The sequence below is a fragment of the Actinophytocola glycyrrhizae genome (assembly GCF_042653545.1).
GTDB lineage: Bacteria > Actinomycetota > Actinomycetes > Mycobacteriales > Pseudonocardiaceae > Actinophytocola > Actinophytocola glycyrrhizae.
Genome location: NZ_JBHSIS010000022.1, coordinates 302348 through 323523, shown reverse-complemented (window position 1 = coordinate 323523; position 21176 = coordinate 302348). Strand labels below are relative to the sequence as shown.

At 70.8% G+C, this 21176-nt stretch carries 13 protein-coding genes and 1 tRNA gene; 5 read left to right on the top strand and 9 right to left on the bottom strand.

What is annotated here, in order from left to right; all coding sequences use genetic code 11:
- Window positions 1-263: 263 nt before the first annotated feature.
- From ACFPCV_RS32520 to ACFPCV_RS32510, 3 genes are read left to right on the top strand one after another with little or no spacing between them, the layout of a single operon-like run.
- Window positions 264-1241 (top strand): mechanosensitive ion channel family protein, encoded by a 978-nt coding sequence (locus ACFPCV_RS32520; protein ID WP_378060597.1) that lies wholly within the window; start codon window positions 264-266, stop codon window positions 1239-1241.
- 22 nt (window positions 1242-1263) lie between these two features.
- Window positions 1264-1662, top strand: coding sequence for a globin (locus ACFPCV_RS32515; protein WP_378060595.1), 399 nt, complete (start codon window positions 1264-1266; stop codon window positions 1660-1662).
- Window positions 1663-1717: 55 nt separating this feature from the next.
- Window positions 1718-3286, top strand: coding sequence for a glycoside hydrolase family 13 protein (locus ACFPCV_RS32510; protein WP_378060593.1), 1569 nt, complete (start codon window positions 1718-1720; stop codon window positions 3284-3286).
- A gap of 169 nt (window positions 3287-3455) precedes the next feature.
- On the opposite strand, the gene ACFPCV_RS32505 is transcribed toward ACFPCV_RS32510, so the two are convergent.
- From ACFPCV_RS32505 to ACFPCV_RS32465, 9 genes are all read right to left on the bottom strand, one after another.
- Window positions 3456-3743, bottom strand: coding sequence for a hypothetical protein (locus ACFPCV_RS32505; RefSeq protein ID WP_378060591.1), 288 nt, complete (start codon window positions 3741-3743; stop codon window positions 3456-3458).
- 18 nt (window positions 3744-3761) lie between these two features.
- Complete coding sequence (locus ACFPCV_RS32500) at window positions 3762-4397, bottom strand: DUF8010 domain-containing protein (protein WP_378060589.1); 636 nt, start codon at window positions 4395-4397, stop codon at window positions 3762-3764.
- Entirely contained in the window at window positions 4390-4818 is a 429-nt protein-coding gene (locus ACFPCV_RS32495; RefSeq protein WP_378060587.1) for an acyl-CoA thioesterase, read from the bottom strand. Before ACFPCV_RS32495 ends, ACFPCV_RS32500 begins: the two co-directional genes overlap by 8 nt.
- Window positions 4818-9776, bottom strand: a complete 4959-nt coding sequence (locus ACFPCV_RS32490) for an NAD-glutamate dehydrogenase (RefSeq protein ID WP_378060585.1) — start codon at window positions 9774-9776, stop codon at window positions 4818-4820. The genes ACFPCV_RS32495 and ACFPCV_RS32490 overlap by 1 nt, the downstream gene beginning before the upstream one ends.
- A gap of 107 nt (window positions 9777-9883) precedes the next feature.
- On the bottom strand, window positions 9884-13783 hold the full coding sequence (locus ACFPCV_RS32485) for a hypothetical protein (protein ID WP_378060583.1): 3900 nt from the start codon (window positions 13781-13783) through the stop codon (window positions 9884-9886).
- Window positions 13784-13795: 12 nt separating this feature from the next.
- Entirely contained in the window at window positions 13796-15472 is a 1677-nt protein-coding gene (gene ettA, locus ACFPCV_RS32480) for an energy-dependent translational throttle protein EttA (RefSeq protein ID WP_378060582.1), read from the bottom strand.
- A 191-nt stretch (window positions 15473-15663) separates the two neighbouring features.
- Window positions 15664-16104, bottom strand: coding sequence for a single-stranded DNA-binding protein (locus tag ACFPCV_RS32475; protein ID WP_378060580.1), 441 nt, complete (start codon window positions 16102-16104; stop codon window positions 15664-15666).
- Window positions 16105-16432: 328 nt separating this feature from the next.
- Window positions 16433-18424, bottom strand: coding sequence for a bifunctional copper resistance protein CopD/cytochrome c oxidase assembly protein (locus ACFPCV_RS32470; protein ID WP_378060578.1), 1992 nt, complete (start codon window positions 18422-18424; stop codon window positions 16433-16435).
- A gap of 23 nt (window positions 18425-18447) precedes the next feature.
- Window positions 18448-19656, bottom strand: a complete 1209-nt coding sequence (locus tag ACFPCV_RS32465) for an MFS transporter (RefSeq protein ID WP_378060576.1) — start codon at window positions 19654-19656, stop codon at window positions 18448-18450.
- A gap of 96 nt (window positions 19657-19752) precedes the next feature.
- On the opposite strand from ACFPCV_RS32465, the gene ACFPCV_RS32460 reads away from it, so the two are divergent.
- Together ACFPCV_RS32460 and ACFPCV_RS32455 are read left to right on the top strand one after the other, a co-directional pair.
- Complete coding sequence (locus tag ACFPCV_RS32460; protein WP_378060574.1) at window positions 19753-20832, top strand: LacI family DNA-binding transcriptional regulator; 1080 nt, start codon at window positions 19753-19755, stop codon at window positions 20830-20832.
- A gap of 95 nt (window positions 20833-20927) precedes the next feature.
- Window positions 20928-21000, top strand: a tRNA-Arg gene (locus ACFPCV_RS32455).
- The last annotated feature ends 176 nt before the right edge of the window (window positions 21001-21176 follow it).

The following is a 21176-nucleotide window of genomic DNA, read 5'->3' as shown; positions in this document are numbered from 1 at the left end:
TCTGGCATCAATAGCAGACCACAGATCACCCCCGGAACGCACGTGTGTTGTGCGACGTGTCCGGCGCGGACGCCCGCCGCTGCCCTGGACGACGCTTTTCCGGGCGTCGAGTGTTACGAAAGCGTCTTCCAGGGCATGGCGCCCCCGGAAAGCGCACGCGCTTTCGTGGTGGGGCCGGGAATCCCTTGTGGAGCCAGGGATCGCGATCTCTGTCACACCGGCCCCTGCACGGGCGTCGTTGCCGCGCCGTTATCGTCGGGCCCGTGACTGTTTCGGAGTTGTCCCTCGACCTCGACGCGCCACCCTGCGAGCTCGGCGACAACTGGTGCCACACCGTCTACAACCTGACGAAAGACCAGTGGCTCGCCTCGTCCGCGAACTGGCTCGTCGCCAAGCCGCTCACGATCATCATGATCCTCGTCGTCGCGATGGTCATCCGGTCCCTCGCCCGCAAACTGATCGACCGGCTCACCCGCGCGAGCGGCGGCAGGGTGCCCACCCTGTTGCGGCCGCTGCGGGAACGCGCGCCGCAGGCACTTGGCACGTTGCTGTCCGAACGACGAGCGCAGCGCGCGAAGACCATCGGCTCGGTGTTCAAGTCGATCACGTCGGTGCTCGTGTTCGGGATCGCGTTCATGATGATCCTGGCCGAGCTCGGCGTGAACCTCGCGCCGGTGCTCGCCTCCGCGGGCATCCTCGGCGTCGCCGTCGGGTTCGGCGCACAGAACCTCGTCCGGGACTTCCTGTCCGGCGTCTTCATGATGCTGGAGGACCAGTACGGCGTCGGCGACGTCGTCGACGTCGGTGAGGCGTCCGGCACCGTCGAGGCCGTCGGCCTGCGGATCACCACCATGCGTGACATCAACGGCACCGTCTGGTACGTCCGCAACGGCGAGATCCTCCGCGTCGGCAACTCCAGCCAGGGCTTCGCCGTCGCGGTGGTCGACGTGCCGATCGGCTACGGCGCGGACGTCGGGCAGGCCACCGACATCCTCGGCCGGGTCGCCTCCGAGGCCGCCGAGGTCGAGCCCCTTTCCAGCGACGTGCTCGAACCACCCGAGGTGCTCGGCGTCGAGCGGGTGTCCGCGACCGAGGGCATCATGCTGCGGACGACCGTCAAGGTGCGACCCGGCCGCCAGTGGGCGGTGCAGCGGCAGCTGCGGGGGCAGATCATGGCCGCCTTCGAGGACGCCGGAATCCAGGGCCCCGTGATGCACCGCTTCCCGGCCACGGAGGGCTGAACCCGGATGGCAGGATGGAAACGTGGCCACACCGACACCTGAGGAAGTAGCGAGCTTCTACGACGCCGTCGGCGGCGAGGCGGTCTTCCACCGTATCGTCGCGCGGTTCTACGAGGAGGTCGCCAGGGACGAGGTGCTGCGCCCGCTGTACCCAGAAGAGGACCTGGGGCCGGCAGAGGAGCGGCTGCGGCTGTTCCTCATGCAGTACTGGGGCGGCCCGCACACCTATTCGGAGCGCCGCGGCCACCCTCGGTTGCGGATGCGCCACGCACCGTTCGCGATCGGCCCGATCGAACGGGACGCCTGGCTGCGCTGCATGCGAACAGCGGTGGACGAGGCGGGTCTGTCCGAGGAGCATCGGCGCCAGCTGTGGGGCTACCTGGAGATGGCCGCGAACAGCCTGATGAACAGCTGGACGTAGCCGGAACGCCGAATTCCTGTTCGCGTCCCCCCGAGGACTGGCAGGATGACCCATTGTGCGTAGAGCCGGGGACACCCCAAGGGACGCCTCCGACTGGTGGCGCGACGCGACCTTCTACCAGGTCTATGTGCGTTCGTTCGCCGACTCGGACGGTGACGGCGTCGGTGACCTGGACGGCGTCCGCGACCGCCTCGGCTACCTGGAGTTGCTCGGCGTCGACGCGCTGTGGCTGACCCCGTTCTTCCGCTCCCCCATGGCCGACCACGGCTACGACGTGGCCGACCCGCGGGACGTCGACCCGCTGTTCGGTGACCTCGACGCGTTCGACCGGCTGGTCACGGACGCGCACGCCCACGGCATCAAGATCACGATCGACCTGGTGCCCAACCACACCAGCGACGAGCACGTGTGGTTCACCGAGGCGCTCGCCGACCCGTACGGCCCAGCCCGGGACCGCTACATCTTCCGGCCCGGCCGGGGCGACGGGCCGCCGAACAACTGGATCAGCGTGTTCGGGGGTCCCGCGTGGACCCGCGTCGACGACGGCCAGTGGTACCTGCACCTGTTCGACGTGCGGCAGCCCGACCTGAACTGGGCGCACCAGGAGGTCCGCGACGACCTCGAGCACACGCTGCGGTTCTGGCTCGCCCGCGGCGTGGACGGGTTCCGCATCGACGTCGCCCACGGCATGGCCAAGCCCGCCGACCTGCCGGACATGGACCTGCGCGTCGGCAACAAGATCGGCCAGCACGACCTGTTCGACCCCAGGTTCGACGACGACGGCGTGCACGACATCCACCGGCTGGTCCGCCGCGTGCTCGACGAGCACCCCGGCGCGATGGCGGTCGGCGAGATCTGGGTGACCGACAACGAGCGGCTCGCCCGCTACCTGCGGCCGGACGAGCTGCATCTCGGGTTCAACTTCCGGCTGGTGCTGGCGCCGTTCGACGCGGCCGCGCTGCGCACCGCCATCGAGGCGTCGCTGGCGACCGCGGCCACCGCCGGTGCGCCGCCGACGTGGACGCTGTCCAACCACGACGTGGCACGCGAGGTGACCCGCTACGGCGACGGGCACCAGGGCAGGCAGCGGGCGCGGGCGATGGCGCTCGTCGAGCTGGGACTGCCCGGCGTCGTGTACCTGTACAACGGCGAGGAGCTCGGCCTGCCGAACGTGGCACTGCCGGACTGGGCCATCCAGGACCCCAAGTACTTCCGGTCCGGCGGCGAGGTACGCGGCCGCGACGGCTGCCGCGTGCCGCTGCCGTGGGAGGGTGACGAGCCGCCGTTCGGCTTCTCGCCCGGCACGTCGACGTGGCTGCCGATGCCGCAGGACTGGGCGAAGCTGACCGTGGAGCGGCAGCTGGAGGACGCGGACTCGACGCTGTCGCTGTACCGGCACGCGATCGAGCTGCGCAAGACACACGCGGCGTTCGCGGGTGCGGAGCTGGAGTGGTACGGCGCGCCGGAGGGCTGCTTCGCGTACCGCCGCAAGGGCGGCGGGCTCGTGTGCGTGCTCAACGCGTCCGAGAACGCGGTGCCACTGCCGGCGGGTGAGGTGCTGCTGGCCAGCGGCGCGCTCGCCGACGGCCTGCTGCCCCCCGACACCGCCGCCTGGCTGGTCTGAGCTCGCCCGCCTCCCCGCGCTTTCAAGTGTGGGTTGCGTTCCGGCGCGGGCACAGTTACCGAGAGTGGAACGTGGCTGGGTGTCGTCACGTTCCCCTGAGGTCACTGCTGGTCAGGCTCGGGCTTTCGCACAGGGATCCGCGCAACGCGTTCCTGTGTTCTGAGGGCTTTTAGAGGCCGCTGCCCGCGTCGCCGAAGTTGCCGGACACCTCGATGTCCACGTCGTCGTCGGACAGGGCGGCACCGGCGACGAACGCCGCGCTGGGACCAACGCCCCACGCGAGGTTGCGGATCGTGCTGGTACGGCGCTGCTTGGCGCCGAACGTCTCCACTGGTTCGGGATGCTGGACGTGTCGCGGCCGCGCGGGGCCGTCGTCGGGCTCCCGGCCGTCCCATTCGTCGTGTTTCGGCACGGTCTGGTCCAGAAACCGGCGTGCCGGGTCCTCTGGCTCGCTCATACCGCTATCGAACCACGCTCAGACGAGCAGCGGCAGCAACGCGTGCCTTCTGCGCACCACCGCGCCGAACCGCGCGTCGATGCGCAGCCACGCGTCGGTCGCCGTGACGCGGACGTGCTCGTCGTCGCCGGAACCGATGAAACCCATGCCGGACATGGCGAACAGGCACCGCATCGGGATCTTCACATCGAGGCCGTCACCGGAGACCGTCAGCACCGTCTGGTCGAGCAGCGACGCGGGCGGCGTGCCGTGCGGCCCCTGGTTCTCCCGCGCGACCTCGAGGCCCCGCTCGGTCAGCTCCGACACGACCTTCGCAGGCAACTGCTCCTCGACCACCTGCCAGTGCGCCTGCGGTGGGAGCGCGGACCGCCACTGCATGTCCACCACACGGCCAGGGTCGACCCGGTCGGCCCGCGACACCGCGAGCGCCGCGAGCAGCTCGTTGCCCGACACCGTCACGTCGCCCGGTTCCATGGCGCCGAGCACGGTCCTGGTGGCGAGCACGTCGAACGGGGTCGCCACCCACGCGTCCATGCGGCCGCCGTCGCGGTTGCGCAGCCGCACCACGGTCTGCCCGTCGAGGCGCACCGCGCGGGCCACGAACGCGCCGAGGTCGTCCCGTTCGGACGGGTCGGCGAAGGTCAGCTCAGGCACCGTTACTCCCACTTCGGTACGCGGCAAGGAAGTCGCGCTCGTTCTCGGTGAGCCTGCGCGGCCTGCCGCTGGCCGTGTCGTACGGCACGAGCAGCGTCTGGGCGGTCACCGCGACCTGGTCGTCCGACTGTCCACTGTAGACCTGGTAGTCGAGGATGAACGCGGCGTGCCGCATCTCGCGCACGGACATCGCCACCCGCACCGGGGTGCCGTCCGCGACCAGCGGCACGAAGTACTCCACGACCAGCCTGGCCACCACCACACCGCGCGCCATGCCGTCGGCGCCCTGCCGCGCCGCCTCGGTGAACAACAGCGCGACGCGGGCCTCCTCCAGCAGCGTCACCGTGTTGGCGTGGTTGACGTGACCGTACGCGTCCATGTCCGACCAGCGCGGCCGCACCTCGGTGATGAAGAGACCCACTACCGAACCATACTGCGCACCTGCCGGGCGGCGACGGACAGTGTCGCGAGGTCGGGCTTGCCGACCCGCCGGATCTCCTCGAGGGACTCGCGGGACCGGGAGATGCGCCGGGAGTTGCTGCGCTCCCAGTTCTCGATCTTCTCGTCGGCCGAGGTGCCGGGGTCGCTCTGGCGCAGCACGTCGAGCGTGATCTCGCGCAGCGACGAGTACAGGTCGTCCCGCAGCGCGAGCCGTGCGAGCGCGTGCCAGCGGTTGCCCCGTTCCAGCGCACTGACCGACGTCAGCATCGAGTCGATGTTGAGGTGCTCGGACAGCGCGTAGTACAGCTCGGCGGTCTCGCGCGGGCTGTGTTCGGTGTCGAGCCCGTCGCGGTCGGCCAGCTCGGCGACCTCGGTGATGTCCAGCAGCCCGTACCCGTCGAGCAGCGCGGCGATCCGCCGGGCCAGGTGGACGGGCACGCCGTCGGCCACCAGCTCCTCGGTCCGTTGCGCGGCCTCCTCGCGTTCCGCGCCACGCTGCAGCATGGGCACCTCGGACGCGAGCTCGGCGACCACCTTGCCGAACCGGTTGATCTCGGCACCCACCGCGAGCGGCTGCGGCCGGTTGGACAGCAGCCAGCGCGACGCGCGGTCGAGCAGCCGCCTGGTCTCCAGCATCATCTCGTCGGCGACCGCCGTGGGCACCACGTTGTCCAGTGCGCGGATGTCCCGCCACAGGCCGGGCAGGTCGAAGATCTTGGTGACGGCGGTGAACGCGCGCACCGCGTCGGTCGCGGACGCGTTCATCTCCTCGGTCAGCCGGTACGCGTAGGAGACGCCGCCCCCGTCGACCACCTCGTTGACCACCAGCGTCGTCGTGATCTGGCGGCGCAGCGGGTGGTCGCCGATGGCGGCACCGAACCGGTCCCGCAGCTGCGTCGGGAAGTACTCCGGCAGCCTGCGGGCGAACACGTCCGCGTCGGGCAGCTCGGAGGCCAGCACCTCCTGCTTGAGCCGCAGCTTCACGTGCGCGAGCAACGTGGCCAGCTCGGGCGAGGTGAGGCCCTCGCCCTTCTTGTCCATGTCGCGGAACTGCGCCTTCGTCGGCAGCGCCTCCAGCCCGCGGTCCAGGCCGGACTTCGCCTCCAGGTCGTTGACCAGCCGCGCGAGGACGGTCAGCATCGACGCCGCGTGAGCGCGGCTCACGCCGAGCACCGCGTTCTGCGAGTAGTTGTCGGCCAGCACGAGGGCGGCGACCTCGTCGGTCATCTCCACGAGCAGCTCGTTGCGCTGCTCGTTCGCCAGCGTGCCGCCCGCGACCAGCTGGTCGAGCAGGATCTTGATGTTGACCTCGTGGTCGGAGCAGTCCACGCCGGCCGAGTTGTCGAGCGCGTCGGTGTTGACCTTGCCGCCCGCCTTCGCGAACTCGATGCGGCCGCGCTGCGTGAGGCCCAGGTTGCCGCCCTCGCCGACGACCTTCACCTTCAGGTCGGCGCCGTCGACGCGGATCGCGTCGTTGGCCTTGTCGCCGACGTCGGCGTGCGACTCGGTCCCGGCCTTCACGTAGGTGCCGATGCCGCCGTTCCACAGCAGGTCGACGGGCGCGAGCAGGATCGCCTTCATCAGCTCCGGCGGCGACAGCTTCGTCACGCCCTCTGGCAGGCCGAGCGCGACCCGGGCCTGCTCGCTGACGGGGATCGACTTCAGCGTGCGCGGCCACACGCCGCCGCCCTCGCTGATCAGCGACGGGTCGTAGTCCTCCCAGCTGGAGCGGGGCAGGTCGAACAGGCGCCTCCGCTCGGCGTAGGAGGTCGCCGCGTCCGGGTTCGGGTCGATGAACACGTGCATGTGGTTGAACGCCGCGACGAGGCGGATGTGCTCGGAGAGCAGCATGCCGTTGCCGAACACGTCGCCGGCCATGTCACCGATGCCGACGACCGTGAAGTCCTCGGTCTGCGTGTCCTTGCCGAGCTCGCGGAAGTGCCGCTTCACGCTCTCCCACGCGCCGCGGGCGGTGATGCCCATGGCCTTGTGGTCGTAGCCGACCGAGCCGCCGGAGGCGAACGCGTCGCCGAGCCAGAAACCGTAGCTCGCGGCGACCTCGTTCGCGATGTCGGAGAACTTCGCGGTGCCCTTGTCGGCCGCGACGACCAGGTAGGTGTCGTCCTCGTCGTAGCGGACCACGTCGCGGGCGGGCACGACCTCGCCCGCGACCAGGTTGTCGGTCAGGTCGAGCAGGCCCGAGATGAACATGCGGTAGCAGGCGATGCCCTCCGCCATGAAGGCCTCGCGGTCGTCGCCCGCGGGCGGGCGCTTGACCACGAACCCGCCCTTCGCGCCGACCGGCACGATGACCGCGTTCTTCACCGCCTGCGCCTTGACCAGGCCGAGGATCTCCGTGCGGAAGTCAGCGCGGCGGTCCGACCAGCGCAGACCGCCACGCGCGACCGGCCCGAACCGCAGGTGCACACCCTCCACCCGGGGCGAGTACACGAAGATCTCGAACTTCGGCCTCGGGTCGGGCAGGTCGATGACCTGCGCCGGGTCGAGCTTGACCGCGAGGTAGGGCCGCGGCTCGCCGCGTTCGCCGCGGACGTTGTAGTTGGTCCGCAGCGTGGCCCTGACGAGCGCGAGCAGGCTGCGCAGGATGCGGTCCGCGTCGAGGCTCTTGACCTCGTCGATCATCGAGGTGATCTCGGCGATCTGCGACTCCATCGCCCGGTCGCGCACCTCGTCGGCCTTCGCCAGGTCGAAGCGGGTCTCGAACAGCCGGACCAGCGCGATCGCGACCTCGGCGTGGTCGAGCACCGCGTCCTCGACATCGCCCTGGTCGAACGGGACGCCCGCCTGCCGCAGGTAACGGGAGTACGCCCGCAGCAGCGCGGCCTGCCGCCAGCTCAGCCCGCTGCGCAGCACGAGCGAGTTGAACCGGTCGGACTCGGCGTCACCGCGCCAGATCGCGCCGAACGCGTCCTGGAACAGGGTGCGCTGACGCTGCTGCTGCTCGGCGGTCCTCTCCTCGACGACCGCCTCGTCGACCCGCAGGCCGAAGTCGTAGATCCACCAGCGGGTGCCGTCCTCGCGGTGCAGCTCGTAGGGCCGTTCGTCGACGACCTCGACACCCATGTTCTGCAGCACCGGCAGCATCTGCGACAGCGTGACGCCCTCGCCTGCCAGGTACAGCTTGAAACGGCGCTCGCCGGGCTTCGCGTCGGCGGGCCGGTAGAACGACATGTCGAGGCCGCCCCCGGCACGCAGCCCCTCCAGCCTGCGCAGGTCGGTGAGCGCCTCGGTGGCGGAGAAGTCCTCCTTGTAGCCCTCCGGGAAGACGCTCGCGAACCGCAGGCCCTGCTCGGTGGCGGACTCGGCGCCGACGGCGACCATGTCGCCCTGGCGGCGGGCGCCGCTGTCGACCCGCTCGCGCTGCTCGGCGAACACGGCCTCGACCAGACGGTCGTCCCAGGTGCGGACGGCCTCGGTCAGCCGCTCCTGGATGCGGTTGACGTCGACGTCGGTCGACACCGCCGGGTCGGTGTGCACCGTGAAGTGGACCTGAGCCAGCGGGGTCTCGCCGATGCGGGTGGAGAACTCCAGGTTCACCCCGCCGAGCTCGTCGATGAGGACTTCCGTCATCGCGAGGCGGGAGGTGGTGGTGTAGCGGTCGCGCGGCAGGAACACCAGGCAGGAGAAGAACCGGCCGTACGGGTCGCGGCGCAGGAACAGCCGCAGGCGGCGCCGGTCGGCGAGCGCGATCACGCCGGTCGTCGTCTGGTACAGCGTGTCGGTGTTGGTGGAGAACAGTTCCGAACGGGGCCAGTTCTGGATGACCTCGAGCATCTTCTGCCCGGTGTAGGACTCCAGCGGGAAGCCCGCCCGGTGGATGACCTCGCGGACGCGGCGGCCCACGACCGGGATGTCGAGCACGTCCTCGTGCAGCGCGTTGATCGTGAACACGCCGAGGAAGCGGTGCTCGCCGGTGACGGCGCCGTCCTCGTCGAAGGTCTTGATGCCGACGTAGTACGGGTAGGTCGAGCGGTGCACCGACGACGGCGCGGACGCCTCGGTGAGCACGAGCAGGTCCGGCGAGACGGCGTCGACGCTGGCGTCCGGGCCCGCCGTGAGGTTGCGGGTGGCGAGGCTGTCCTGCCGCAGCACACCGAGGCCGCTCGCGAGGACGGCCTTGAGCGCGCGTCCACCGCTCTCGTCGCGGACCAGGTCGTAGCTGCGGTAGCCGAGGAAGGTGAAGTGGCCGTCGGCGAGCCAGCGCAGCAGTTCGGCGCCTTCGAGGGACAGGGCCTCGTCGACCGGCGGACTGGCCTCCAGCTCGTCGGCGAGTGCGCGGGCGGTGCCCGCCATGCGGTCGGTGTCCTCGACGACCTCGCGGACGTCGTTGAGGACCGAAAGGAGCCGGTTCTCGATCTCGCGGCTGCGGTCGGCGTCGGTGATGAGGTCGACCTCGATCGACATCCACGACTCCGCGAGCGCGTCCGCGGGCGGGTCGTCGGCCTCGGCGTCGGTGAGGATGTCCCGCAGGCCGCCGGTGACGTCCCGGCTGACGACCACGATCGGGTGGATGACCCGGTGCACCTGCAGGCCGCTGCGCACCAGTTCGGCGCTCACCGACTCGACCAGGTACGGCATGTCGTCGTTGACCAGCTGCACCACGGTGCCCGCGGTGCGCCAGCCGTCGGCGTCGGCGTCCGGGTTGAAGACGCGGACCGCGGGCCTGCCGGGCACCCTGCGTGCGGCAAGATCACGGTGCGTGCGCACGGTCCCGACCAGATCGACCGGATCGGTGTCGTTGACCTCCTCCGGCGGGATGTACCGGTAGTACAGCCGGATCAGGTCCGCCATGTCCGGGGCGGCCGACGCGGCCTGCTCGATGAGATCGTCCCTGCGCTGCTCGGGACTTTCCTCGGTTTCTGTCCGGTCCAACCCACCGGTTCTGTCGGTGCGGGTGCGGGTTCCGGTCGAGCTCATGTTCAGACGACTCCACGATTGGCGGCACGACGGTGTGCCACATGCGGCACACACACTAAGCGATCACGCGAGGGCGACGGGGCAACGGTACGACGGGCCCCGGCGTGTCATTCGGTCGACCGGTGCCGCCCGCTGGCCCCCGGCCGACCTCGCTCGGGGTCGTCCCCGGCGAAGGAGCCGAACCGCTCCGGAGCACCGTCGGATTCGACGTCTTCGGCCGTGGACTGGTATGCGGCGAGCGCTTCGGTCAGCAGACTCGCGATCGTCGCGGAGGACTTCTCCCCCCGCCGCAGCGGGCCCGCCGGCCGCGGTCGCGGCCCGATCGACTCGTCGTACGTTGTCTCCTGAACCGTTTCCTTGACCGGTTCTGTGACCTTTTTCTCGGCCACCCCGAACTCGGCGAAAGCGTCCCTCAGCGAGGACCGTGGCTTCGGCGTGTCGTCGGCCTCGGCCCCGAAGAGGTCGTCGGCTGGTGATTCGACCGTCGCCGCGGACCGCAGCTCGGCCCACGACTGCGCGGGCTTGCGAGCGGGCAGCTCGGGCGCGTCGTCGAACGCGGCCTGCAGTCCGGGAACGGGCCCGGTGAGCGCGTCGAAGGCAGCCATGAGCCCGGACCGCTGCCCCGGCGCGGCCGTGCGCCCCGGCTCGGGCTCCGGCGCCGTTGCTCGTTCCGGCTCGGCCGGCGGCTCCGGCTCGACTGCGGGCCGCGGCTCGGGCGTGGGCGGCCTAGGTGGCTCCGGCGGGGCAGGCGGCTCGGGGTCAGGCGAGCGGCGCGCGCCGTTGTTCCCCCGCGCGGCGAGCGACTTCGCGTTGAGGGCGGACATCATCCTGGCCAGTTCGGCCTTGGTCTCCTCGTAGGAGGACGCGGCGCCCGCACCCGACCCACGCAGAATCCCCCCACTGGACAACCCGGCAAGCCCGGACGAGACCCCACCGTCCCCGGAATCCCAGGTCACCGCCATACCCGAGGTGGCGTCGTCGGCGGAACTGCCACCCGAAGTACCAGACGCACTCTCGGCACTCGCCGACTCACCGCCAGCCGAATGCCTGGGCAGGTCCCGCCCCTCAGCGGCGTCCCCGGAACCAGGCACCGCCGACCGACCAGCAACACCGGGGGCCCCCGGCTCAGCGGCACCCGAAACGTCCGGCCCGGCAGCGGAACCCGCGTCTCCGGCAGCACCGGTGGCCGAAGCATGACGCTTCGCCCAACGACTCAAGCTGTCCGGCTCACCAGCACCCGGCACACCCACCCCAGCCGGGTCCGTCGTGGGCGAATGGCGGCTCGCCGAGCGACCGGCCACGTCCGAAGCCCCCGGCTCACCAGCGACTGAACCACTCGACCCGGCCGTGTTGCCCGCCTCCTCGGCAGCACCGGTGGCCGAAGCATGACGCTTCGCCCAACGACTCAAGCTGTCCGGCTCACCAGCACGCGGCACACCCGCCCCGGCCGCGGATCCGGCCTCCCCAGCCGGGTCCGTCGTGGGCGAATGGCGGCTCGCCGAGCGACCGGCCACGTCCGAAGCCCCCGGCTCACCAGCACCCGAACCACTCGACCCGGCCGCAGAATCCGCACTCTCGGCAGAACCGGCAGCCGAGGAGTGCCGCTTCGCCCGGCGCCCCAGGGCCGCCGGCTCAGCAGCATTCGACGCGTCCGGCCCGGCCGTGGCCCCCGCCTCACCGGCCGGGTCCGCCGTCGTCGGGGAATGACGTGTCGCCGGGCGCGTGGACACTTCTGGGGTGCCTGGGTCTTCGGCGTTCGTCGGCGCGCTCATGCTCGCGGAGGGGTCCGCTGCGTTGGGGGTCGCGGGATCGCGGACGTCGGACGAGTGCTGGTTTTCGTTGTTCGCCTGGGACGCGGTCTCGTGGTGGGGTGGGCGGCCGTGGCGAGTAGGGAGGCCGGGGCGGTTCGTGGCGGCGGCGGGCTCGGCGGTGTGGGTTTCGCTGAACGGGGGTCTTGTCGGGGTGGCCGCTCGTTTGCCCTGGCCCGGTTCTTCTGGCGGGGCCGGCCGGTCGGCCGGGGGCGGGGTGATGGGCTGGGTCGCCTCGCGGTGGGCACGGCGTTCCGCTCTCGTCCAGCGGGGGGCTTCCGCCGGTTCGGCGGGCCGGCGCGACGTCGCGCCCGGGGGTTGCTCTTCGCCTGCTCTTCTGCGGCCACCGCTGCCGGAGGTGATGCTCAGGGAACTCAGGATCGAGCGGCCTGTCTGCGTGGTCTGGTCCCCCGGTCTCGGGTGGGTCAGCGGCGTGGTCGGGGTTTCCTCCGACAGGGCCGAGCGCGGTGCCGCCGGGGTGTTCGTCAGCGGGGGCGCGTCGGGCGAGGTCTGCGCCGGGGTCAGCGCGTCGCGGGCCGCGGTCAGGATGTCCGCCGCGTCCGTTGTCGGCTGGTCTGTCTGCACCACCCCGGTGCTGATGTTCATGTCCTTGCCGCCTGCGCCGACCCAGTCGGACTCGCGGATCGTCGCCGCGAACTCCTCGGCCTGGTCCCTCGTGGTGGCGGGGAGCAGCACGGCCAGTTCACCACCGTCGGACCGGGCCACCTCCGCGTTGTCGGGGGCCATGTCGCGGACCTTGTCCGCGAGGCCGGCCATGGTGCCCGTGTCCGGGCCGCGGTCCGCCGCCTTGTCGCCGTCGTGGTTCTGCTCGAAGCGGACCAGGGTCAGCGCGACCGGCCGTTCGCCCGAGCGCAGCCTGCGGAACAGCGCCTCCCGGTCGAGCAGGCGGGTGCCTTCGTCGTCCATGGCGATCGTGCCGGCCAGTTCCGGAGCGGCCGGCACGGTCTGGGGGTCCCTGACCGGTTTGGCCTGCGCTACCTGTGCCGGTGGGGCCACCGCGGCAGGCAGCCCGGCCGGGTGCGCGAGCTGACGCATCAGCGCGGCCACCGACTGCTGTGTGGTGTCGCGGACGCCGTGGTTGGCGCCCACCTCCACCAGCACGTGCCGGGCGGCACGCGACATCGCACGCATGCGGCGGTGCTCGGCCGCGCGTGCCGTCCGCATCGCCTCCAGTGCGGCAGCGGCCCTGCCCGCCTGCTCGTCGAGGCGGGACACCTCGGTCAGCGCGTCCGCACGCAGGCCGTCGAGGGCGTGCCGTTCCGCCAGCCACGCGGCCTGGTCCAGCAGGTGCCTGCCGCGGTCGATCTGCCCGGACGGCAGGTACACCCGCGACGCCAGCGCCAGCATCAGCCTGCCGACCGACGCGGCCGACGTGGCGCGCACCGGCTCGTCGACCGTCGGGTGCGCGGCGTGTTCCGCCTCCCGCGACTCACCTTCGTCCAGCAGGCCGCACACCAGCTCCAGCGACAGCCGCGCCCGCAGCCGGTCGCTTTCCGACCGCAGGTCGGTGCGCAACCTGGTCAGCAGGTTCAGCCCCTCACGGGCCGAGGTGACCGCGTCCTCGGTGTCGCCGTACCAGCGGTGGTAGCTCGCGGACCGCACGGCGAGCCGGGCCCGCTCCATCCGCCGCACGTCCGTGCTGATCGTGTCGTCCGCGGCGAGGAGCCGGTCGGCCTCGGCGAGCGCGTCCTCCACGTCGTCGCGCCGTGCCACGTGTCCGACGCAACCGACGAGCCTGCCGAGCGCGGCCGCCCGGAGCGACGGCGGCGTGTGCGGGGCCTCCAGCACCGGACGCAGGATCGCCCCGCCCAGCAGCGGCTCGCCGACCTGCTGAGCGCACGCCGCCAAGTCGATCCGCACCTGCGCGGCGACGTCCGAAACACCGCCGGACTCGGCCAGCGCGAGTGCCGCGAACCCGGGTTCGACGGCCTTCGCGTGCTGGCTGATCCGGACCAGTCCCGATGCGAGCAGCGCCTGCGCCCGCATCGAGAGGTCCGTGGCCTCACCGATGTTGGTGGTGCCTGCCGAGGCGTCGGTGGCGCCGACCAGCAACGCGCGCCTTGCGAGCTGGACACTGAGCTCCGGCGCGCTCACGCGGAGCGCCTCCGCCGAGCTCACGAGCGCGGCGCACTCGTGCAGCCCACCGGTCGCCGGTAGGTCGTTCCAGGCCGCCGCCACCGCACCCCCAACCTAGTCGCGGGTCAACTTGCGGTAGGTGACCCGATGCGGGCGGGCGGCTTCCTCACCGAGGCGCTCGATCTTGTTCTTCTCGTAGCCCTCGAAGTTGCCCTCGAACCAGAACCACTTGGCTGGGTTCTCGTCTGTGCCCTCCCACGCGAGGATATGCGTCGCGACGCGGTCGAGGAACCACCTGTCGTGGGAGATCACCACGGCACAGCCCGGGAACTGCTCCAACGCGTTCTCAAGCGAGCCAAGAGTTTCCACGTCGAGGTCGTTCGTCGGCTCGTCGAGCAGGATCAGGTTGCCGCCCTGCTTGAGGGTGAGAGCCAGGTTGAGCCGGTTGCGCTCGCCACCGGAGAGCACGCCGGCGGGCTTCTGCTGGTCGGCACCCTTGAACCCGAACGCGCTGACGTACGCTCGGGAGGGCATCTCGACCTGGCCGACGTGGATGTAGTCCAGCCCTTCCGACACCACCTCCCACACGTTCTTCTTCGGGTCGATACCGCCCCGCTCCTGGTCGACGTACGACAGCTTCACCGTCTCGCCGACCTTGACCTCGCCCGCGTCCGGCTTCTCCAGGCCCACGATCGTCTTGAACAGCGTCGACTTGCCGACGCCGTTCGGGCCGATCACGCCGATGATGCCGTTGCGGGGCAGGTCGAACGACAGGTCCTCGATCAGGACCCGGTCACCGAAGCCCTTCTTGAGCTTGTCGACCTCGACCACGATGTTGCCCAGGCGCGGCCCCGGCGGGATCTGGATCTCCTCGAAGTCGAGCTTGCGTGTCCGCTCGGCCTCCGCCGCCATCTCCTCGTACCGGTCGAGACGGGACCTGGACTTGGTCTGCCGCGCCTTCGCGTTCGACCGCACCCACGCCAGCTCGTCCTTCAGGCGCTTCTGCAGCTTCTGGTCCTTCTTGCCCTGGACCGCGAGCCGCTCCGCCTTCTTCTCCAGGTAGGTGGAGTAGTTGCCCTCGTACGGGTGCGCGCGCCCGCGGTCGAGCTCGAGGATCCACTGCGACAGGTTGTCCAGGAAGTACCGGTCGTGTGTGACCGCGAGGACGGCGCCCGCGTACTGCGAAAGGTGCTGCTCCAGCCACAGCACGCTTTCCGCGTCCAGGTGGTTGGTCGGCTCGTCCAGCAGCAGCAGGTCCGGCTTCGACAGCAGCAGCTTGCACAGCGCCACCCTGCGGCGCTCACCACCCGACAGCACCGTCACGTCCGCGTCCGGCGGCGGGCAGCGCAGGGCGTCCATGGCCTGCTCGAGCTGCGAGTCCAGGTCCCACGCGTCCGCGTGGTCGATGTCCTCCTGGAGCTTGCTCATCTCCTCCATCAGCTCGTCCGAGTAGTCCGTCGCCATCTGCTCGGCGATCTCGTTGTAGCGGATGAGCTTCTGGTGGATCTCGCCGACGCCCTCCTGGACGTTGCCGAGGACGGTCTTGTCCTCGTTCAGCGGCGGCTCCTGCTGCAGGATGCCGACCGTGTATCCGGGGGACAGGAACGCCTCACCGTTGTTCGGCTGGTCCAACCCCGCCATGATCTTGAGCACGCTGGACTTGCCCGCGCCGTTGGGGCCCACCACCCCGATCTTCGCCCCGGGGTAGAACTGGATGTAGACGTCATCAAGGATGACCTTGTCCCCGTGCGCCTTGCGCACCTTCTTCATGGTGTAGATGAACTCGGCCATGGGCGCGATCGTAGAGCGGCCGCTGGTCGGGCATGACCGCGGTGTGGCTGTTTTGCCTCCGCGAACGATGTCGGGTCAGGCGGTCTCCTCCCGCCGGAGGGAGCCCGTCGGCAGGGGCTGCCTGATCAACTCCTTTCGGGCCCTGGGCGCTTCACCCGAGCGGGCGGAGTGCCGATGCGGGAGGCGCGACGTCAGGCCGCCTCGGCCACCTCCTCTCCCCGTCCGCCGGGTTGGCCGGGCGCGCCGAGCAGCGAGAGCTGTTCCGCGCTCACCCACGACCGGCGGTTGACGATCACGGTGTGCCAGGCCAGGTCCGGGCCCACCGCCCTGGCGTCGATCTCTGGGCCCGCACGGCGGGTGCCGTCCTCGGCGGTGTACTCGTTGACCTTCAGGCGGCCGCTCACCACCACGTGGTCGCCCTTCTCCAGTGCGCCCATTCCCTCCGCCAGCTGGCGCCAGCCGGTGACGCCGACATACAGGCGGTCGCCGTCCACCCACGTCTGCTGTTCCTTGTCGTAACGGCGTTCCTGGCACGCGATGCGGAAGCTGGACACCTTGGCTCCTGTCGAGGTCATGCGGGTGGTCACGTCGGTGACGACCCGGCCGGTCACGGTGATCGGTGTTTCGAACATGGGACCAGCGTGCCGCGGAAGGCCCTGGCTTGCCGGTGGTTACCGGCGGGTTGTGGATGAGTGGTGCGGCTGTGGACAAGTGGCGGTCGGCAGCGGGCGGCACGACGGAATAGTCGGTGGGCCGTGGTAGCCGCCCGGCATGGTTCGACAACCGCTGGTGTTCGCGACCTACGCGGTCGACGCGTCCCGCAAACCTGGTGCTCGACCTGCCCTGTGGATCTTTGTGCTGAGGTCCGCGCCTGCTCAGCAGCTACCTCAGGGAATGTGACGGCACCCGGCCACCAACCACCTGCGGTCCGCCGGTGTCGCCGGGTCGGGACCGACCCTGCTAATTCCGGGGAGGCGGACCAGACAGCTTCTTCAGCATCGCGTTGTAGGCGGCGTGGTCGGAGTCGTCGCCCTCGGCGTCGGCCCGGCGGTCGTGCCGCCGGGCCTCCCGGTCGTCCGCGCGGGCCCACTGGACCAGCAGCGCGACCAGCACGATCAGCAGCGGCAGCTCACCGGCCGCCCACGCGATCCCGCCGCCGAGCCGCTGGTCGGACAGCAGGTCGGCGTTCCACCGCAGCGCGAGCCGCTGGTAGAAACTCTCGCCGATGACCGTGTTCATGCCCATGAGGATCACGCCGAAGAACGCGTGGAACGGCAGGGACGCGAACACCATGCCCAGGCGCGCGACATGCGGCAGCCTGCGTGGCGACGGGTCGATGCCGATCACCGGCCAGTAGAAGAGGTAGCCGACCAGCAGGAAGTGGGCGTTCATCAGCAGGTGCGCCCAGTGCTTGTCCAGCGCCCAGTCGAAAAGGCCGGAGAAGTACAGCACGTAGAACGAGCCGACGAACAGCACGAGCGCGACGACCGGGTTCGTCAGGAACCGCGACAGCGGTGACCTGACCAGCGCCAGCAGCCACTCACGCGGTCCCGGCACCCCGTCCCTGCCCGCGACCGGCAGCGAACGCAGCGCCAGCGTGACCGGCCCGCCGAGCACCAGCAGCACCGGCGCCAGCATGGACAGCATCATGTGCACTTCCATGTGCACGCTGAACATGGCGGGCGCGTACCGGCCGATGCCGGACGACGTGGCGAAGAGGAGCACCGCGCAGCCCCCGAGCCAGGCCACCACCCGGCCCATCGGCCACTGGTCGCCCCTGGCCAGCAGCTTGTGCACGCCCATCAGGTACAGGACGGCCATGACGATCGCGAGTGTGCCGAAGATGAGGTCGAACCGCCACGCGGTCAGCAGGTTCACCAGCGTCGGCGGGCCCTCGATCGGGTAACCGAGCTGCAGCTCGACCTGGCCGGGCAGGTAGTCGAGCTGCGGCGGCGGGGTGCGGGCCAGCGCGACCGCGATGCCGATGGTGAGGAACATGACGAGCACCTCGACCGCGGCGAGCCGCACCAGGAGCCTGCTGGTGCCGCCTTCCCGGATGGCGCGGACGCTGTGCTCCCGGTGGACGTAGCCGAACACGCCGAGCAGCACCAGCGCGACGATCTTCGCGATCACCAGCAGGCCGTAGTGGGTGCTGAACACCTCGCTCAGTGGCACGCGCACCCAGGCGTTGATGACGCCGGAGGCCGCCATCGCGATCCAGCACACCAGCGCCACCGCGGAGAACCGGGTGGCGGCGACGGTCATCGCCGGACCGCGCTGGAACCGCCGGGCGTACATCATCAGCGCGACCAACCCGCCGACCCACAGCGACGCCGCGACCAGGTGGAACACCAGGCTGTTGCTGGCCAGGTCGTGGTTGCCGCCCGACGACGAGTGCCCGGTCATCGGCACCGGCAGCACACCGAACACGCTGAGGCCGAACAGCGCGGTCACCCAGCCCCACGACAGCACGACGAACGCCGCGATCGCGACGAACAGGGCGATCCCCGCGGTGATCAGCCACGACTTCGCCTGCTCGAGCGCTCCGACGAGCTCGAACATCAGCGCCGAGTCAGCCAGTATCACCGACACCGGGCGCCCGACCGCGTCGGCGACCAGGAACGGGACGGACGCCACCGCGCCCGCGAACCACACGAGCGCCGACCACGCCGCGGTCCGCAGCGCCGCGTAGCCACCAGCGCCGATGACGCCCGATTTCTGGGGTGCCACAAGGAATGCGGCGAACAGCAGCGACCCGACGGTCAGCACGGCACCGGCCTCGGCGGCCACCCGGACCGCCGCGCCGAACTGCACGTCCAGCGTCACGTCCGGGGCCGTGTAACTGAGGAGCACCACGGCGACCAGTGCCGCGAACGGCGCCGCTACGAAGATCAGCGGTACGACGCTGGGAATCCGCGAGTGAACGGTTTTCGCGGTGCTGTCGACGGACACGCTCTGACTGTAGTCACCGGTGCCTAGAGCGTCGCCGGTGCGACCGCCTCCCCGGCCTGCTCGGCCGCCCCGGCCTCCCGCCTGCGGGCGGCGGCCGATGCGATCGCCACCGGTGCGATCAGCAGCGCGATCACCCCGGCGAAGCCGATGGCGAACTCCAGGTTGGTCAGCTGCGCGACGCCGCCGATCATGGGCGGGCCGATCAGGAAGCCCGAGTAGGCGATGGTCGTGACGAAGCCGATCTCCCGTTCGCCACCGGTCCCGTCACCACGCCTGCCGACCGCGCCCGCGAGGTCGAGCGCCACCGGGAACGCGAACGCGAGACCGCCGCCCGCCAGCGCGAACCCGACGTAGGCGAGCCACGCCACGGGCACGATCGCGATCATGATCAGCCCGGCGCCCGCCATCAGCGAGCCGACGACCAGGACCTTCACGGCACCGAAGCGGCGCTCGATCTGCTCGCCGAACAGGCGCACCACGCCCATGGCGACGCAGAAGACCGAGAACGTGATCGCTCCTGCCGCCTCGGACATGCCGCGCTCGCGGACCCCGAACAGCGCGGACCAGTCGCCGCTGGCCCCCTCGACGATGGCGGAGAACAACGCGATGAGGCCGAGCAGCCACAGGACCGGGCGGCGCAGCATGCGGCGGTCGCGGGTGGTGTGCCCGGCGGTGCCGGCGACGGCCTCCTCGCGCGGCACGAACCTGATCACCCCGGCCGTGACCAGCACGGTGGCGACCGCCACGAGGGAGAAGTGCGGGACAAGGCCGAGGTCGTGACCCGCGGCGAACGCGGCGCCCATCGAGCCGGCGAGCGCACCGAAGCTGAACCCGGCGTGGAAGACCGGCATCAGCGGGCGTTCCGTGCGGCGGATGACGGTCACGGCGGCCACGTTCATGGCCACGTCGAGCACGCCGACCGAAGCGCCGAGCAGCACGAGGACGAGCCCGAGCTGCAGCGGTGAGCCGACCATGGCGAGGACCGGCAGGACGGCCGCGGTCGCGAGCGCCGACCCGAGGACCATCACCCTGGCGCCGAACCGCGCGCACAGGCGACCCGTGAGTGACGCGGCGGCGATCATGCCGACGCTCGCGCCCAGCAGCGCAAGCCCGAGCACGCCGGCACCGGCGCCGATCTGCTCGGCCAGCGTCGGCATGCGTGGCGCCCACGAGCCGATCACCACGCCGTTGAGCGCGAAGACGATGAACACCGACAGCCGCCCCGAACGCACCCGCAGCTCCTCCCTGTACCCCTCGCGAGCCATCGTACTGAAGCGCTTCAGCAAGCGCTACGAGTTTGCTGAAGCACCTGGTCGTAGGCTTGTGCGGTGAGCCACGACCGGGAAAGGCGACCGACGCTGGACACGATCGCCCAGCGTGTCGGCGTCTCCCGGGCAACGGTGTCGAACGCGTACAACCGGCCCGACCAGCTCTCCACCGCGCTGCGCGAACGGATCATCGCGACCGCGAAGCAGCTGGGCTACGCGGGCCCGGACCCGGTCGCGCGGAGCCTCGCCACGAAACAGGCGGGCTCGGTGGCGTTCATGCTGTGCGACGGGCTGTCCTCCGCGTTCTCCGACCCGGCCCTGTCGATCATGCTCGACGCCCTGTCCGCGACAGTGGACAGCGGAGAGCGGTCGCTGCTGCTCCTGCCCGGCCTGAACGGCGACGGACCGCGCGCACAGGCGGTGATGCGGGCGCAGACCGACGTGGTGGTGGCCTACTCGCTGCCGGACAACGCACCGGCACTCGAGGCGGTGCGGGCCCGCGACCTGCCGCTCGTGGTGGTCGACCAGCCCGCCGTACCGAGGTCGGCACGGGTGCGGGTGGACGACCGGGGCGGCGCGTACCTCGCCGCGAAGCACGTCGCCGCCCTGGGACACCGCCGGGTCGGCGTCGTCGGCCTCGGTCTGAGCGCGGACGGCGTCAGCGGGCCGGTCGGTCCACAGAGGATCGAGCAGGCGCACTTCGAGGTCACCCTCGACCGCATCGCCGGCTACCTGGAAGCCCTGGCCGAACACGGTATCGTCGCGGACGCGGTGCCGTTCTGGGAGGCGCCGGGAAGTGCGCGCGAGTTGGGCAGGGAGGGCGCCAGGTGGCTGTTCGGCCTCGAACCGAGACCGACCGCGGTGCTCTGCATGTCCGACGAGCTGGCGCTGGGCGCGATCCGCGCCGCGAACGAGCTCGGGCTGTCCGTGCCGGGAGAGGTCTCCATCGTGGGCTTCGATGACACCCCGGCCGCCAACTGGAGCGATCCGCCGCTGACCACCGTGCGACAGGACCTCGTCGCCAAGGGCAAGCAGGCCGGTGAGCTGGCATTACGCATGCTCGGCGGCGCCAGACCGGGCAGACCTGTCACCATCGGAGTGGACCTCCAGGCGCGCGGCTCGACCGCGGCGGCGATGTGACCTCGGGCCGACTTGGCCAGAAGGAGAAACGCCAGAGCGTCCACGAACGATCAGACACTGGGACAGCCATCCGCCTCGGCGGCCGGTTGTCTCATGCCCTCGTAGCTCAGCGGACAGAGCAGGAGCCTTCTAAGCTCTGGGTCGCAGGTTCGAGTCCTGCCGGGGGCACTCGCTCTGGGTGACCCGCGTTCGCGGACAGCGCGAACCGGGCCACTCGCCGCGATTCCCCGGGCAGCGACCCCAGACCCGCCTCCGTGCTCGTTGCCGTGTCGCGCGGGATGCTGTTCGAGCCGCGCCGAGGGCGTGACCTCGTCGCAAGAGTGGTCCTCGGCGACTCACCCTGT